At 64.9% G+C, this 15,069-nt stretch carries 16 protein-coding genes and 1 tRNA gene; 8 read left to right on the forward strand and 9 right to left on the reverse strand.

Annotation, left to right across the window (positions count from 1 at the left end):
* Positions 1-53: 53 nt before the first annotated feature.
* Positions 54-128: transfer RNA gene (locus AABD04_RS20985), tRNA-Thr, on the reverse strand.
* Between the two features lie 92 nt (positions 129-220).
* On the opposite strand from AABD04_RS20985, the gene AABD04_RS20990 reads away from it, so the two are divergent.
* A complete protein-coding gene (locus AABD04_RS20990) occupies positions 221-1,684 on the forward strand; it encodes a threonine/serine exporter family protein (RefSeq protein WP_341442308.1) in 1,464 nt (487 codons plus the stop codon).
* Positions 1,685-1,694: 10 nt separating this feature from the next.
* Here the strand turns inward: AABD04_RS20990 and AABD04_RS20995 are convergent, their stop codons facing one another.
* Positions 1,695-1,955 (reverse strand): MbtH family protein, encoded by a 261-nt coding sequence (locus tag AABD04_RS20995; protein WP_341442309.1) that lies wholly within the window; start codon positions 1,953-1,955, stop codon positions 1,695-1,697.
* A gap of 90 nt (positions 1,956-2,045) precedes the next feature.
* Positions 2,046-2,855, reverse strand: coding sequence for an alpha/beta fold hydrolase (locus AABD04_RS21000; protein ID WP_341442310.1), 810 nt, complete (start codon positions 2,853-2,855; stop codon positions 2,046-2,048).
* A 91-nt stretch (positions 2,856-2,946) separates the two neighbouring features.
* On the opposite strand from AABD04_RS21000, the gene AABD04_RS21005 reads away from it, so the two are divergent.
* Entirely contained in the window at positions 2,947-3,474 is a 528-nt protein-coding gene (locus AABD04_RS21005; RefSeq protein ID WP_341442311.1) for a general stress protein CsbD, read from the forward strand.
* A gap of 30 nt (positions 3,475-3,504) precedes the next feature.
* Positions 3,505-4,158: a hypothetical protein gene (locus AABD04_RS21010; RefSeq protein WP_341442312.1), complete on the forward strand. Its 654-nt coding sequence runs from the start codon at positions 3,505-3,507 to the stop codon at positions 4,156-4,158.
* A gap of 144 nt (positions 4,159-4,302) precedes the next feature.
* On the opposite strand, the gene AABD04_RS21015 is transcribed toward AABD04_RS21010, so the two are convergent.
* The 4 genes from AABD04_RS21015 to AABD04_RS21030 form a co-directional block, all read right to left on the reverse strand.
* Positions 4,303-4,791, reverse strand: coding sequence for an FBP domain-containing protein (locus tag AABD04_RS21015; protein WP_341442313.1), 489 nt, complete (start codon positions 4,789-4,791; stop codon positions 4,303-4,305).
* 1 nt (position 4,792) lies between these two features.
* On the reverse strand, positions 4,793-5,359 hold the full coding sequence (locus AABD04_RS21020) for a TetR/AcrR family transcriptional regulator (protein WP_335740640.1): 567 nt from the start codon (positions 5,357-5,359) through the stop codon (positions 4,793-4,795).
* A 66-nt stretch (positions 5,360-5,425) separates the two neighbouring features.
* The gene (locus AABD04_RS21025; protein WP_341442314.1) at positions 5,426-7,174 is read right to left on the reverse strand and encodes an ABC transporter ATP-binding protein; all 1,749 of its coding nucleotides are present in this window, start codon (positions 7,172-7,174) and stop codon (positions 5,426-5,428) included.
* Positions 7,171-8,919 carry an ABC transporter ATP-binding protein gene (locus AABD04_RS21030; RefSeq protein WP_341442315.1) on the reverse strand — a complete coding sequence of 583 codons (1,749 nt, stop codon included), beginning with the start codon at positions 8,917-8,919 and terminating at the stop codon, positions 7,171-7,173. The genes AABD04_RS21025 and AABD04_RS21030 overlap by 4 nt, the downstream gene beginning before the upstream one ends.
* Positions 8,920-9,024: 105 nt before the next feature.
* Between AABD04_RS21030 and AABD04_RS21035 the strand changes: the two genes are divergently transcribed.
* From AABD04_RS21035 to rsgA, 3 genes are all read left to right on the forward strand, one after another.
* The gene (locus AABD04_RS21035; RefSeq protein WP_008710019.1) at positions 9,025-9,198 is read left to right on the forward strand and encodes a hypothetical protein; all 174 of its coding nucleotides are present in this window, start codon (positions 9,025-9,027) and stop codon (positions 9,196-9,198) included.
* Between the two features lie 52 nt (positions 9,199-9,250).
* Complete coding sequence (locus AABD04_RS21040) at positions 9,251-10,702, forward strand: alpha,alpha-trehalose-phosphate synthase (UDP-forming) (RefSeq protein WP_341442316.1); 1,452 nt, start codon at positions 9,251-9,253, stop codon at positions 10,700-10,702.
* A gap of 144 nt (positions 10,703-10,846) precedes the next feature.
* Complete coding sequence (gene rsgA, locus AABD04_RS21045; protein WP_341442317.1) at positions 10,847-11,857, forward strand: ribosome small subunit-dependent GTPase A; 1,011 nt, start codon at positions 10,847-10,849, stop codon at positions 11,855-11,857.
* Position 11,858: 1 nt separating this feature from the next.
* Here the strand turns inward: rsgA and AABD04_RS21050 are convergent, their stop codons facing one another.
* Positions 11,859-12,089, reverse strand: a complete 231-nt coding sequence (locus AABD04_RS21050) for a hypothetical protein (RefSeq protein ID WP_243596694.1) — start codon at positions 12,087-12,089, stop codon at positions 11,859-11,861.
* A 159-nt stretch (positions 12,090-12,248) separates the two neighbouring features.
* On the opposite strand from AABD04_RS21050, the gene AABD04_RS21055 reads away from it, so the two are divergent.
* Together AABD04_RS21055 and AABD04_RS21060 are read left to right on the forward strand one after the other, a co-directional pair.
* A complete protein-coding gene (locus AABD04_RS21055) occupies positions 12,249-13,664 on the forward strand; it encodes an MFS transporter (protein ID WP_341442318.1) in 1,416 nt (471 codons plus the stop codon).
* Positions 13,661-14,065, forward strand: coding sequence for a MarR family winged helix-turn-helix transcriptional regulator (locus tag AABD04_RS21060; protein WP_341442319.1), 405 nt, complete (start codon positions 13,661-13,663; stop codon positions 14,063-14,065). The genes AABD04_RS21055 and AABD04_RS21060 overlap by 4 nt, the downstream gene beginning before the upstream one ends.
* A gap of 18 nt (positions 14,066-14,083) precedes the next feature.
* On the opposite strand, the gene AABD04_RS21065 is transcribed toward AABD04_RS21060, so the two are convergent.
* Positions 14,084-14,830: an FAD-binding oxidoreductase gene (locus AABD04_RS21065; protein WP_341442320.1), complete on the reverse strand. Its 747-nt coding sequence runs from the start codon at positions 14,828-14,830 to the stop codon at positions 14,084-14,086.
* Positions 14,831-15,069: the final 239 nt, after the last annotated feature.

Consider the following 15,069-nt stretch of genomic DNA (forward strand, 5'->3'; position numbering starts at 1 on the left):
CAATGAATCTCATTACTAGTAGCTCAAAAAGCCAGTTCAGAACCCTTTTTCAGTGGAGCCTCCTAACGGGATTGAACCGTTGACCGCTCGCTTACAAGGCGAGTGCTCTACCGCTGAGCTAAGGAGGCAGTGAAGCCAAGCCAGCATATCCGTTCATCGGACGCTCAGTGTCAACAGGTACCTTGTCGGTGGATCACCCCAGCTACGTGTAAAGACGGTCATGACTTTCCTGCAAGACCTGACGGCTTCGCTGAGCCGTCTCACCGGTGAGCGTCGGGCCACCATCGATACGCCGACCGCAGCGCCGTCGCCCCTTCGTCCGATCGATCTGACCGACGATGCGACGGTCGCGGAGGTCCTGGACCTCGCGGTTCGCGTCGGCGAGGTTCTGTTGGCCTCGGGGACGTCCGCGGTGGACACGGCGACACAGGTGCAATACATCGCCGCTACCTACGGCCTCGCGCGCTGTGATGTCGACGTCACGTACAACTCGATCACCCTCAGCGCGCACCGCGGCCCGACGCGTCCTCCGGCGTCGACGATGCGCATAGTCAATTACCGATCGATGGACTTCACACGTCTGGCCGAGGTAGACCGTCTCATCCGCGCAGTACGCGTCAAGATGTTGCAGCCGAGCGCTGCACTCGACCGGCTCGAGGAGATCACCAAAGCTTCGCACCCCTACAACCGGTGGATCGCGACCCTCGCCTGGGCCGGTATGGCCGCAGCCATCAGTGTCCTGCTCGGTGGTGGCCCGCTGGTGGCCATCATCAGCTTCCTGACCACGATGGTGATCGATCGCATCGGGCGCGTGCTCAACCGCGCGGGTCTGCCGTTCTTCTTCCAGCAGGTCGTCGGTGGCTTCGTGGCGGCAACACCGGCGATCACCCTCTACAACTTTCAGGACCAGCTGAACATCAACATCTCGCCGTCGCAGATCATCGCGGCCGGAGTTGTCGTGTTGCTGTCGGGCCTTTCGCTCGTCGGTACGTTTCAAGACGCGATCACCGGTGCGCCCATCACCGCGTCGGCCAGGTTCTTCGAGGTGTTGATGATGACGGCTGGAATCATCGCCGGCGTCGCGACATCGCTGCGATTGGCCGCCCTCATCGGCAGCGACCTTCCGCAGATCAGCAACCTGGCCCCTCCGGACATCTTGGAGGTACCGACGAAGGTGCTGGCGGGTGCGGCGGCGTCGTTGTTCTACGCACTGGCCAGCTACGCCGAGCGGCGTGCGTTGCCGGCAGCGTTCATGGGCGGTTTCGCGGGCTCACTCGTGTACTTGCTGTCTCAAACCTTGACCGTCGGACCGATCATCGCCTCGGCTATCGCGGCGACCGTCGTCGGGCTTGCCGGCGGCCTGTTGGCCCGTCGCGCACTGATTCCGCCGTTGATCGTCGCCGTGGCGGGCATTACGCCACTGCTACCCGGCCTGTCGCTGTACCGCGGTCTGTACGCGATCCTCAACGACCAACTGTTGCTCGGAATCAGCTCGCTGTTCGCGGCGTTGGGTGTCAGCTGTGGGCTGGCCGCGGGCGTGACCCTGGGCGAATGGGGTGCCCGCACACTGCGTCGACCACGCATCCTCGCGCGCACCGAGGAACTACTGCGCCCGACGCTTCGCCGCACAGAAGAACCGCGCCGACCGACAGTTCGTCGGCGGCGCGGTACGAGTCCTTCGTAGGAGGCGGAACTCAAGCCTCTGTGCTGGGTGATCCCTCAGCGGATGCGCGTGCAGCCGCGTCGGCCTCCATGGCCTCACGCAGGCTGCGCGGACGCATGTCGGTCCAGTTCTTCTCGACATACTCCAAGCACGCGGCGCGGGTGTCTTCACCGAAGACGACACGCCATCCCTTGGGGACCTCGGAGAACGTCGGCCACAGCGAATGCTGGTCTTCGTCGTTGACCAGCACGAAGAAGCGTCCGTCTTCGTCATCGAACGGGTTGGTACTCATCTCGCCTCACTCGTCGCGAACGTTTGGTTGGTAAGTCTGCACCGTGAAGTGCACCACGACCCTAGCAACGCAGGTCGGGCCGTGGTGCCGTCAGGCCTTCAAGAAGCCGAGCAGTTCCGCGTTGACGGCCTCGGGGCGCTCGAGATATCCGTAGTGTCCCGCGTCGGCTATCTCCACGTACCGGGCACCGGGAATGGCGTCGGCCAGCTCCTTGCCCAGGTAGGGCGGGATCATCCGATCGTCGGCGAACCCGACCGACAGGCATGGCACCGACACACCACGGTAGGCCGCAGTTCGATCGAAATCGTCCTCCATCCCCAGCTGAGCACGCACGCCCGCGGACGGCGAGGAAGCCGAGAACTCGAACAGGTCCAGCCAGTCGCGTGCCCCGCGAGCATCACGCAATGTTGCGGGCGACAGATTCATCACCGCCGTGACCGCCGCCGAGTAGGTGCCGGGGAGCTCGACGCGCTTGTCGTACAGTGCTCGCTCGCCGTGGGCGAGAGTCTTCTGGAATTCGTCGACGCGAGCATGACCGGCGAGGAACACGGCCTTGCGCACCAAGTCGGGCCTACTCAGAGCCAATTCCTGCGCGACGCGTGAGCCCATCGACGTTCCGACCACGTAGGCCTTCTCGTCGCCGTTGCGGACGAGCTCGATCAGGCCGGCTGTGTCGGCAACCATGTCCTCCATGGTGATGCCGTGCGAGCTCTCCGACGAGGGAGCAATGCCGCGGTTGTCGAACGTGCACACCCGGAAACCCGCTGCTGTGAGCGCGGGCACCTGATGCAGTTCCCACACGCGGCCCGGGCTGCCGGTGCCCATGATCAGAATTACCAGGTCGCCACTGCCCTTGACCTGGTAATTCACGTCGATGCCGTTGATCTTGGCGATAGGCATACCTCTCCTCACTGCTGATGCGTTCGTCGGCGATCGTATCGTTCGGCACCGACGCGGGGTTACTCGAACAGCCAGTGGGTACCTGGGTTACATGACTGACGAGAACGTAGCGGGCGAAGCACGCAAGGGATTGCTCGACGGAATCAAGGGCAAAGCCAAAGAGGTCGTGGGCGCGGTCACCGGCAACGACTCGTTGACAGCCGAGGGCCAGTTACAGGCCGCCCAAGCGCGCGAGCACAAAGAGGCGCACGCCACCGACCGGGTAGCGGAGGCGCAGGCCACCGAAGCCGGCGAGGAGCTGGCCGACGTGCGCACGGCTGCGGAAAGTCGACGTGAGGCCGCGGAAGAAAACGCCGCGGTGACCGAGGCGCAGGCAGACCGGGTGCGCGAGACGCAGGTAGCTGCGGCCGAGCAGAACAAGCGTGAGGCCGTGGCGCAGGAACGAGAGGCCGCCGAGGTCGACGCAACGGCCGAGCAGATCGAAGCCGCGGAGGAGCGACGCATCGAGCAGGCCGCCGCGGACTCGGACGAAATGGTCGCCGCGCAGAAGCACCAGGAAGCTCTTCTACAGGCCGAAGCCGATCGCAAGAAGGCCGAAGAGCTCCGCAACCAAGCCTGAACCACTACTGCATTACAGGAGTTTCGCTTCATGAGCGTTCTAGCCATACCACTGACCATTCTTCGTATTCAGTACAAGATTGCTCGAATTCCGTTGCAGCTCATCGAGACCAACGTCGTCGAGAAGATGAACGCGGAAGCACCCGCGCGCCTGGTGTACGAGCACACCCTCGGCTCGCTCGACCGCGCCGTCGGAAACCTGTTGGGAGACAGAAGCCTCGCAGACCGCGGTGAGACCCTCGTCGACAGCACCGAGAACCGTGCCGAGGCCGCGCGCCTCGACGCCGAGGCTCGGGCCAAGAAGGCCGCTGCGAACGACGACCTGAAGGCGGCTCGCGAGACTGCCGAGAAGGATCGTCGTGCAGCCGACGCTGCCGCCCAGGAAGCCGCACGTGACGCGCGCCAGGAGGCCGAGCAGCGCAAGCGGGAGGCCGCTGAGGAAGCCGAGCGGGAAGCGGCTGCCAAGAAGAAGAAGGCCGACGAGCAGGCCGCTGCCACCGCAAAGGCCGCCGAGGATCGCAAGAAGGCTCAGCAGGCTCAGGTCGACAAGCAGGAGAAGCTGGCCGCAGCGCCGTCCGAGGCCGAATTGGCCGAGGCTGCAGAGCGTTCCGACGAAGCCGCCGCCAAGAAGGACGAGGCGGAGCGCATCGAGAAGCTGTTCATCGCGGAGAAGAACAAGGACTGACTTCAGACTTATCGGCGAGTGACCTCGACTGGTCTGATCTCCGGGCAGGACCTCACACCATCTTTACCGACTGCGCGCCCCTACTCGCATCAGAGTATGGGCGCGCAGTCGTCGATCGGGGCGCGCGGTCCCCGCCCATGGTGATCAGCCCTCGATGCGCGCGAGGAACGCGGCAATGTTGTCTTCGACTGCCGCGGTTCGGGTCTCGACATCGAAGTCTTCCTTGAATTGCCGACCCAGCGCCGGGGTCTTCTTCTTTCGTGCGTAGAGCGAGCACGCGAGGTCCGAGCAGATGTAGGTGCCCACCGTGTTGCCACGCCTGCCGGATTCGCCGGCCTTCGCGGCAGCCATCAGCGACACTCCGCCGTTGGCGTGCGTGGTGAGGCAGATACTGCACATCTGAGCCTTGCGTGGCCCACCCGGTGTGTAGCGCAACGAGATTCCGCACAGGCGATCTCCCGAAGGGACGACGATGTAGCAGCGCCCTGCCATCTTGGGGTCGACCCAACCGAGAAAGTCGAGATCGTCCCACGGCACGGCGTCGAACATCTCGGGAAGGGAGAGCCTGCCGGCGTCGCCCTTGGACGAGTTGACGAACGACGACCTGATGTCGCGTTCGGAGATCGGTTCCATGTCACTGCCTCCAGTGCTGTAGGAGTGTGTCGATTCCGTCGAGGATGCGAGCCCAGGACTGCTGCGAGTCGGGTGCACTGTGAGCGAACGAGCCCGACGCATCGAGGCTGGCGTAGCCGTGAAAGACACTGCCGAGCAATCGAACTGCGTGTACCTGATCCTCTTCGCCGAGCTCGTACCCGCGGAGAATCGCCTTCATCATCGCCGAGTGACGCACTCCCGCACTCGCAAGAGCGGTCTCGTGATCGAGCGGAAACTGCGTCGCCGCATAGCGACCGGGGTGTTCGCGCGAATAGTCGAGATACGCGTTGGCGACGGCAACCAAGGCATCCTTGCCTGCTCGGCCCGCCAGGGCCTCGGACACCCGATCGGCCAGTTCCTCCAACGCCAACAGTGCGATCCCGACGTTCAACTCGTGCGCGTTCTTCAGGTGCGAATACAGGCTCGCCACCTTGACGTCGAAGCGCCTGGCTATCTCACTGGCCGTGACGCGATCGAAGCCGACCTCATCGGCCAGATCCGCTCCTGCTGCCACGATGCGCTGCGCGGTCAATCCTGCGCGTGCCATGTCGACCTCCTCTGTACGAGAAGACGGTAGCCGAAACTAACACCTATAGGCAAATAGCTAAACCGATCAGCGGCCCTGCCACGCCTCCCACAGCTGTGCGTATCGGCCACCGGCAGCGACCAGCTCGTCGTGCGGACCCTGCTCCAGAATTCTGCCGTGTTCGAGCACCACCACGCGGTCGGCAGCAGCAGCCTGAGTGAGACGATGCGCGACGATCAACGTGCTGCGCCCCCTGGTCGCTGCCTCGGCCGCCGCTTCGAGGTCTCGCGCGCCGGAACTGCCCGCTTCCGCGGTGGCCTCGTCCAGCACGGCGACGGCCGGATCGGCGAGAACCAGTCGCGCCAAGGCCAATTGCTGCGACTGAGCAGCTGTCAATTGGTGCCCGCCCTCGCCGACGACAGTGTCGAGGCCGCTCTCGAGCGCCTCGGCCCACCCCCACGCTCCCACGGTGCGCAGTGCGGCCTCGACGTCGCCACGACCGGCGTCCGGGGCGGCGAGTAGCACGTCGTCGATCAATCGGCCGGCGAACACGTGCACTTCCTGGCTGACGATCGCCACGTGCCGACGTAGTCCGTCGCTGCCCAGTGCATCCAGCGGTGCGCCACCGACTCGAACCGTTCCCGACGTCGACGCCATCGAGCCGGCCGCGATCGCCGCGATCGTGGATTTGCCTGCGCCGGTGGATCCGACGAGTGCGACGGTCTCACCGGCGTCGACCCGCAGGTTCACTCCGTGCAGCACCTCGTGGCCGGACTCGTACTCGTGCCGCAGATCGGTGACGTCCAAGGTGGCGTCGGCAGGCACGGAACCGTCACCCACGGGTCGCTCGTCGGGGATGTCGATGACACCGACCAGCCGGGCCAGAGAAGCTCCGGCGGACTGGATGTCGTCGAATGTGAACAGCAGCGTGCCGATCGGATTGAACAGCCGGTGGAACAGCAGTGCAGCGGCCGTCGTCTCGCCGACGGTGACGTAATCGCCGCGCACGAGCAGGAATCCGGCCAACAGGATCACCGACAGCCCGACGCATTCGGCACGATTGTTCCGAGATGCGAATCGGGTGAGCAGGCGGAACACGTCGACACCGATGTCGCGGGCCTTTGCCGACGCCCGATCGATCTCTTTCAGATGCGCCGACTCGAGTCCGTACGCGCGAACGGTTTTCGCGCCCTGCATGCTGCTGACGAACGACTGCGCCCGCTCGCCCATCGCCACTCGTTCGGCCGCGTACTTCGGGGCCGAGCGCGGCAGATACCAGCGCAGCGCGAGGACATACATCGGCAACGCGACCAGCCCGGCCAGGCCGAGCCGCCAGTCGATGCCGAGCATCGTGATCATGCTCAGGCACACGAGCAGGAAGGCCCCGACGAGCTGTGGGATCACCTCACCGATCGATTTCGCCATCACCGCGACGTCGTCGCCCACCCGGGAAAGCAAGTCGCCCTTGCCGACTCGCTCGAGCGTGGCCACGGGCAGATGGAGTGCGCGCCGCACGACGGCCTCGCGCAGCGACGCCAGAATGCCCTCACCGAGAGAGCTGATGAGATAGCCGCTGAACCCGGTGACGATGCCGCCGATCACCGCAGCCACCGAGATCACCACCACGACACCGATGATCGCCGACGGGTCTGCACCGTCGCGGACGCGGTCGACCAAGACCCCGAAGACATAGACCGGCACCAGCGACATCGCCGCCGCAATTGCGCCGAGCAGCAGCGTCACCGCCGTGCGCGCCCGTCGTAGTTTCAGCTGTTCCAGTAGCCACTTCCCGGAGCGCGCGCCGGTGGCGATGGGAAGCAGTTCGGGGGCGGTCATCGCAGCACCGTGTCCTTGTAGTGCGCGTCCGAGGATGCGAGATCGTGGTGCGTTCCCTCGGCGACGACGCGGCCGCCGTCGACGACGAGAACACGATGGGTCACCGACAGCAGTGCAGGGCTCGTGGTGATGAGGATGGTTGTCTGCGAGGCGTTTCCGGTGTGCCTGAGTTCGGCGATACCGCGCGCGATGGCGTGCTCGGTGACGGCGTCGACGGCGGTGGTGGGGTCGTGCAGCACCAGGACCGGGGCGTCGACCGACAATGCTCGCGCCAGTGCGACTCGCTGGCGTTGCCCACCGGACAGGCTGGCTCCACGGTCGGTGACGGCATGATCGAGACCGGCATCGTGCAGTTCGACGACGTCGGTGGCCGCGGAGGCCTGCAGCACGACATCGAGTTCGGCGTCGGGCCGCTCGCGGCCGGCGGTGACGTTGCTGCGGACGGTGCCCGCGAACAGATCAGTGATGTGGGGCTCGACGAGAACGGTCTCGCGGGCGCATCGAAGATCGATCTCTTCTGCCGGAATCCCGCCGATACGAACCGATCCGGTGTAGTCGGCGTCGGAGATCTGACCGGACAGCAGCGTAGCGAGCGCTTCCCCGTCCTGCGGCCGGTAGGCCACCACACCGAGCATCTCACCCGGTTCTGCGCGGAAGCTCAGGCCATCGAGCGATCGGAACCGAACGCCGTCGACACCGAGATCGGAGCCTGCGGGCACCACGGACTCCGACTGCGGCAGAACGTGTTCTGCACCGAGCACCAGGGCCAACCGGTCGGCCGATCCGCGCACCATTGCCACGACGCCGGGGATCCTCGCCAATCCGGTCAGGGGTTCGATGACGAACTGCGCAAGGCCGATGACGGTGATCAACTCACCGACCGAAATGCGGCCCTGCAGCGCGAACCACCCTGCGGTACCGGCGATCCCGACGGCAAGCAACGCGTTGACCGTCGCCGACAGGCCCTGATAGACGTTGTTCGCGCGAGCCAGCTTCAGAGTCGCCGCCAATGCGGTTCGACTCGACGTCACGAATCGCTGCGTCGCGGCATTCTCGGCACCGATTCCGCGCAGCGGCCGTACCCCGCTCACCAGGTCGGTGGCCATACCCGACACACCGGCCACCTCGGCCTGCTGCGCGGTTGCGGCGCGGGTGAGCAACGGAGCGAGACGTTGCAGCGCGATCAGGATGACCGGGGTCCCGATGATGACGGCGAGGCCGAGCGGAACGTCGATGACGATCAGCGCCACCGCGGACGCGACGACCGCCACCGCCGACGCGAAGACCCGGGCGATCAAATCGAGGATCCAGGATTCCTTCTCGGCGTCGGACGTCGAGACCGTCAGCAGCTCCCCCGCCGACAGGGCGGTACGCACACCCCGCGGATCGAGGACGCGACCAGCGACCTCCACGCGCACCAGATGCGCCTCCCGCTCGATGGCGACGACGATGATGCGGGCACCGATGCGCCACGCGTACGACAGAGTGACGAACAAGGCCGCCAGACCGACCAGCGAGACGATCATCGCGGTCACGTCGCCGGTGTCGATGGCCCGCGAGACGATCAGTCCGATGGCCACCGGGACCATCGTTTCGCACAGTTGATGCACCCCGAACAGCAGTGACGAGACGATCAGGCGGGTGCGATGCCGTCGCACGGTGCGGCGCAGAATCGCGGAGCCGGTGGCCGGAGGAGGCACTTCCACCACTGTCCGAGCATGGCGGAGCGGCACAGAATCGGTCATTTGCTGCAGCCTATGGCATCGGGAACTGGCGAGGGGACGCCACATTTACATAGAGTCGGGTCCAACGAACACCGTGTAAGCCCAGCAGAGAGTACGGAGAACACCATGCCTGCCAAGACCTCCACCGACAACGACATCGCCGACGAAGACATCGTCCCACTCGAGTACGAGACGGCCAGCCAGGCTCAGCGCGTCGTCGCCGCCTACGCAACCGATGCCGACGAATGCCGCATGTTGCTGTCGATGTTGGGTATAGATCCAGTAGCGAAGACCGACTGACAGGTTTTCGCAGGGCTGTTTCCCCAGGGATCTACAAGCGGATTGGACAGTTGTGGCTGACGCCTCGCAGGGTTCGGATTTTGTCGTCGTAGCCAACCGGTTGCCGGTCGATATGGAAACGCTTCCCGATGGAAGCACCCGATGGAAGCGAAGCCCTGGCGGGTTGGTCACCGCTCTCGAACCGATTCTGCGTGCCAACAAGGGTGCGTGGGTGGGGTGGGTCGGCGTTTCCGACGTCGACGTCGAGCCCTTCGTCGAGGACGGCCTACAGCTGCGCCCGGTGACGATCAGCGAGAAGGAATACACCCAGTACTACGAGGGCTTCTCCAACGCGACGCTGTGGCCGCTCTACCACGACGTCATCGTCAAGCCGGAGTACGACCGCGACTGGTGGAACGCCTACGTCGAGGTCAACCGCCGCTTCGCCGAGAAGACCTCCGAGGCCGCAGCACAGGGCGCGACGGTCTGGATCCAGGACTACCAGCTCCAGCTCGTCCCGAAGATGCTGCGGATGCTGCGCCCCGACCTGACCATCGGGTTCTTCCTGCACATCCCGTTCCCGCCGATCGAGCTGTTCATGCAGATGCCGTGGCGCACCGAGATCGTCGAGGGACTGCTCGGTGCCGACCTCATCGGTTTCCACCTGTCCGGCGGTGCGCAGAACTTCCTCTACCTTGCCCGACGCCTCGCCGGGGGAACCACGTCCCGCGGAACCGTCGGCGTGCGGTCCAAGTTGGGCGTCGTGCAGGTCGGCTTCAGGACCGTGCGAGTGGGCGCGTTCCCGATCTCCATCGACTCCGGTGACCTCGACACCAAGTCGCGCTCCAAGGCCGTCCGCGATCGCGCGAAGCAACTGCGCAAGGACCTGGGCAACCCCAAGCGCATCATGCTCGGCGTCGATCGCCTCGACTACACCAAGGGAATCGACGTTCGACTCAACGCGTTTCGCGAACTGCTCGAAGAGGGTCGCGTCGATCCAGCCGAGAACGTCATCGTGCAATTGGCGACGCCCAGCCGTGAACGCGTCGAGAGCTACGTCGCAATGCGCGGCGAGATCGAGCAACAGGTGGGCCGCATCAACGGTGAATACGGCCAGGTGGGCCACCCCGTGGTGCACTACCTGCATCGGCCGATCCCCCGCGACGACCTGCTGGCCTATTTCGTCGCCGCCGACGTCATGCTGGTCACGCCGCTGCGCGACGGCATGAACCTCGTCGCCAAGGAGTACGTGGCCTGCCGCAGCGATCTCGGCGGCTCTCTGGTGCTCAGCGAATTCACCGGTGCCGCAGCCGAACTGCGCCAGGCATACCTGTGTAATCCACACGACCTGGACAGCGTGAAGGACGCGATCATCGGAGCCTTGGAGCAGGAACCCGAGGCAGGAAAGCGCCACATGCGTGCCATGCGTCGGCAGGTGCTCGCGCACGACGTCGACCGCTGGGCCCGCTCCTTCCTGACCGCACTCGCAGCGCCGGCGGAGGGCACGAACCTCACGCAGCGATAAATCGCTTTCCTTCCCACCGTCGACGGCTGTAACTTTGCCGTCGACGGTTTCTTTTCATGCGTTTTCACGTGAGGAGGTGGGCATCGTGGCCACCTGGACGATTGCACCCCCGAGCCCTCGTTCCTCCTCCCCCAAGGATCTCGCATGTCTCCACTCGACCATTACGGTCTCGATCAGCATTGGCTGACCGAATTCGAAAAGCTCTCTCGGAAAACAATTCTCGCCCGAGTCGTTCGCGTCGACCGCGGTGAGTTCGACGCCATCACCGATAGCGGCATCGTCCGCGCCACTGGTACCGGCATCTGCACCGGCGATTGGGTGACACTGGACTCGTTCAGGCTCGTTGCCACACTTCCCCGCCAGACGGCCATCGAACGCGCCTCCGCCGGAACCACCTCCGACACACAGGTTCTCGGAGCCAACGTCGACACCGTCGTCGTCACGGTCGCGTCGGACACCGCCCTCGACCTCGGTCGCGTCGAGCGCTACATCACCCTCGCCTGGGGCAGCGGCGCAGTTCCGGTTGTCGCGATCACCAAGGCCGACAGCGGCAGCGTTAACGAAGAACTGGTGCTAGAAGCTGCACCGGGCGTCACCGTATGCAGCACGAGCGCGCTGTCGGACGGCGGAATCGACTCACTGACAGCACATCTGCACGGAACGATCGCATTGATCGGGCCGTCGGGATCCGGAAAGTCGACACTCGGGAACGCCCTGTTGGGCGGTTCGGTGTTCGCCACCGGTGCCACCCGGTCGGCTGACAGCAAGGGCAGGCACACGACGGCGCATCGGGAATTGGTACCGACCCCTTCCTCGGGCCTGGTGCTGTTGGACACCCCGGGTTTGCGTTCCGTTGGCGTCCAGGGATCGGAAGATGCTGTGGCGAGCGCCTTTTCCGACATCGACGAACTGGCCGCGACGTGTCGATTCGGTGACTGCGCGCACGAACGCGAACCGGGGTGCGCAGTGCTCGCCGCCGTCGATGCGGGCGAGCTCACCGAGAGACGCTTGGGCAACTACCGAAAACTGTTGCGGGAGAATGCCTGGGCAACTTCGAGGCACGACGCGAGAGCGCGAAGAGAGAAGTTGCGGGAGTACAAGCAGATCTCGAAGTCGCTACGTCAGAAATACGCCGCCGACGGCAGAACTCGGTAGGTCAACTCTCGTCGAATAGTGAGGGGCTGTCGACATCCGCCTCGGTCTGCCGGGCCGCACTCTCACTGCTCGACGCCTTCCGCACCACCTGGACCGTGGTGGTGCGTACCGACAAGCGGTGCCCGTCGTGATGCTCGAGCAACGCCAGACCCTGACGAATCTCGAGCACCTTCCACGGGCCGGCATGCCCGGACGCCTGAACCAGGTCGCCTGGGGCGATCTCGGAAGCCACTGTTGTTCTCCATTCACCGAGCGAGCATTTCGGGGTCGAGCAAGTCTGTGACACACACCCTATCGGGCGCGCCCTGCCTGCAGCTCACTTGCTCGTCGAACAATTTAGGAGTACTCATGTAATAGTTATAGAAATACAAGCATTAACGCGGAGGCGAACGTGGCCGAGCTGACTCGACGACACCGGTATCTCGTGCTCGGCATCTGCTGCCTGAGCCTGTTTCTCGTCAGCACCGACAACACGATCGTCAACGTCGCACTGCCGTCGATGCGCGCAGATCTGAATGCATCGGTCTCTGGCCTGCAGTGGATCATCGATGCATACACACTGGTCGTGGCGTCACTGCTGATGCTCGGCGGCTCGATGGCCGACAAGTACGGCCGCAAGCGCTTCTTCCTCATCGGCACCGGAACGTTCGTCCTCGGCTCCCTGCTGTGCAGCGTCGCGCCGTCGCTCGGCTGGCTCGTCGCCTTCCGCATGCTCCAGGCGGTCGGTGGCTCGATGATGAATCCCGTCGCGATGTCGATCATCACCAACACCTTCACCGATCCGAAAGAACGCGCCGGAGCCATCGGCATGTGGGGTGCCGTCGTCGGCATCTCGATGTCGGCGGGCCCTGCCCTCGGCGGCGTGCTCGTCACCGGTGCCGGCTGGCAGTCGATCTTCTGGATCAACGTTCCCGTCGGTATCTTCGCGCTGGCGATGACCCTCAAATTCGTCCCGGAATCCAAGGCCGAGCACGCGCGGAAGTTCGATCCGGTCGGCCAATTCCTCATCTTCGCGTTCCTCGCGTCTCTGGTGTTCACCATCATCGAGGGGCCTGCGAAGGGCTGGGGATCACCGCTGATCGTGCTCACCGGTGCCGTCGCCGTCGGCTCTCTCGTCGGGCTACTGGTGGTCGAGTCGCGGATCGAGGAACCACTGATCCAACTGAAGTTCTTCCGGAGCGCGCCGTTCAGCGGAGCCACCGTGATCGCGGTGTGCGCATTCGCGTCCCTCGGCGGATTCCTCTTCCTCAACACCCTCTACCTGCAGGACGTGCGTGGTTACTCGCCGCTGCATGCCGGTCTCTACACTCTGCCGATGGCCTTGATGACGCTGATCTTCGCGCCGATCTCGGGCCGCATCGTCGGCACCATGGGCGCGCGCGTACCACTGCTCGTCGCGGGAATCGGCTTCGTGACCTCCGCGCTGATGCTCACCCGACTGACACCGACGACGTCGTTCGCGTGGCTTGCCGTCGCGTACGTGATCTTCGGAATATCCTTCGGCATGGTCAACGCCCCGATCACCAACACCGCCGTGTCCGGGATGCCGCGCAGCCAGGCCGGGGTGGCATCCGCCATCGCGTCGACCAGCAGGCAGGTGGGCCAGTCGCTGGGCGTGGCCGTCGTCGGTGCCATCGTCACCGCCGGCATCGTCGGTGAGATCTCCGACGGCTTCACCGCTGCCGCAGTTCCTGCGTGGTTCGTCATCGCGGGCGCAGGCGTGGTGGTCACCGTTCTTGCCGTGGTCACCACCGGACGGTGGGCTAGGGCGACCGCCGATCGAATCGACCAGCCGGTGCTCGTATGACCGCCTCGGAGGCGGCCCTCGTCTGGCGCGAGATGCGCACGCTGATGCTCGAGAAGCACGACACCCGACGAGCCGTCGCCGACGCCACCGGCATGAGCTTTCTGCGCGCCAAATTGCTCACCAAATTGCTGGCGGGTGATCGGACGGTCACCGAGCTGGCCGAGATTCTTGCGTCCGATGCGCCGTACGTTTCCCTCAACGTTCGCGAGCTCGAGAAGCGCGAATTGGTAGTGCGCACCGAAGATCCCACCGATCGCCGACGCCGCATCATCGGACTCACCGACACCGGCCGCCGCCTTGCCGAGAAGGCAAGAACGATCGCCGACGCCCCTCCGCCGGAATTCACGACGGTATCTGCGGCGGATCTGGCGCATCTGCGACGAATTCTGCAGCTGCCCTGATTTCTCGATTGGGGTGCGTCAGCGGCGGATGGCGTCGAGCGGTGTGCCGATCTCGACGAGCGCGCGCACGGTCGCCGCTTCCATTCCCGGTGAGCCACAGACCAGAATCTGGCGATCCGTAAACGGCCCCTGCGTGGCGACGACGTCTGCCACACTGCCTTCCCAGCAATGCTCGGGCTCGAAGAACGATGCGCTGGAACCGATCTCGGCATGAATGCGGTCGTTCCATCGATCCGACGCCCATGGCTCGTGCAATTGGTCCACGACGGGTACGACGGTCAACCACGGCAGTTCGGACGCCATCAACCACAGCATGTCCCCGGCATACAGGTCGCGAGGCGACTTGCCGCCGACGAACAGCGTCACGTTCGGTGGCCGCTCCCATCGCGTGAGGTCCAGCAGAATCGCGCGCAACGGAGCGAGGCCGGTGCCGCCCGCGATCATGACGACGTCGCGCCCCGAGTCGTCGACATGCAGTCCGCCCTGCGGATCGCTGATCTGCCACACATGACCGGGCCGCGTCTCGTTGACGATCGATCCGCTCACCCATCCGGCCGGAACGGCTCGGACATGGAACTCCAGTTTGCCGTCTCGCGAAGGCGGCAGCGCGGGTGAGTATCGCCGGGTCAGAGCAGCATTCTGCGGAACCGTGACCGACACCGACTGACCGGCGGTGAACGGCACCGCGTCGCCTTCGAGTCTGATGACGGCGAGATCGTTCCGAAGGCGATGATATTGAACGACCGTCGAACTCCACGCCTGCATGCCGACCAGGATAGGGGTCGGGGGCGGGTGTCTCGCAAACTCAGCGCTGGTGGCCACCGCTGTGCCCGCTCGACTCCGCAAACGCGAGCGCGTTTGCCAAATTTCACCCGAACAGCGAACGAGAATGCGCGCACCTGACAAATGCGCGCGCGTTTGCGGGGATGTGCGCGGCAGAGACCCGCCGCCAGCTCCCGCGGACCCGCTCGACTCCGGTGGGCCCACCCTGCCCGAGGTTCGCC

Source organism: Rhodococcoides navarretei, assembly GCF_038069675.1.
GTDB classification, from domain to species: domain Bacteria; phylum Actinomycetota; class Actinomycetes; order Mycobacteriales; family Mycobacteriaceae; genus Rhodococcoides; species Rhodococcoides navarretei.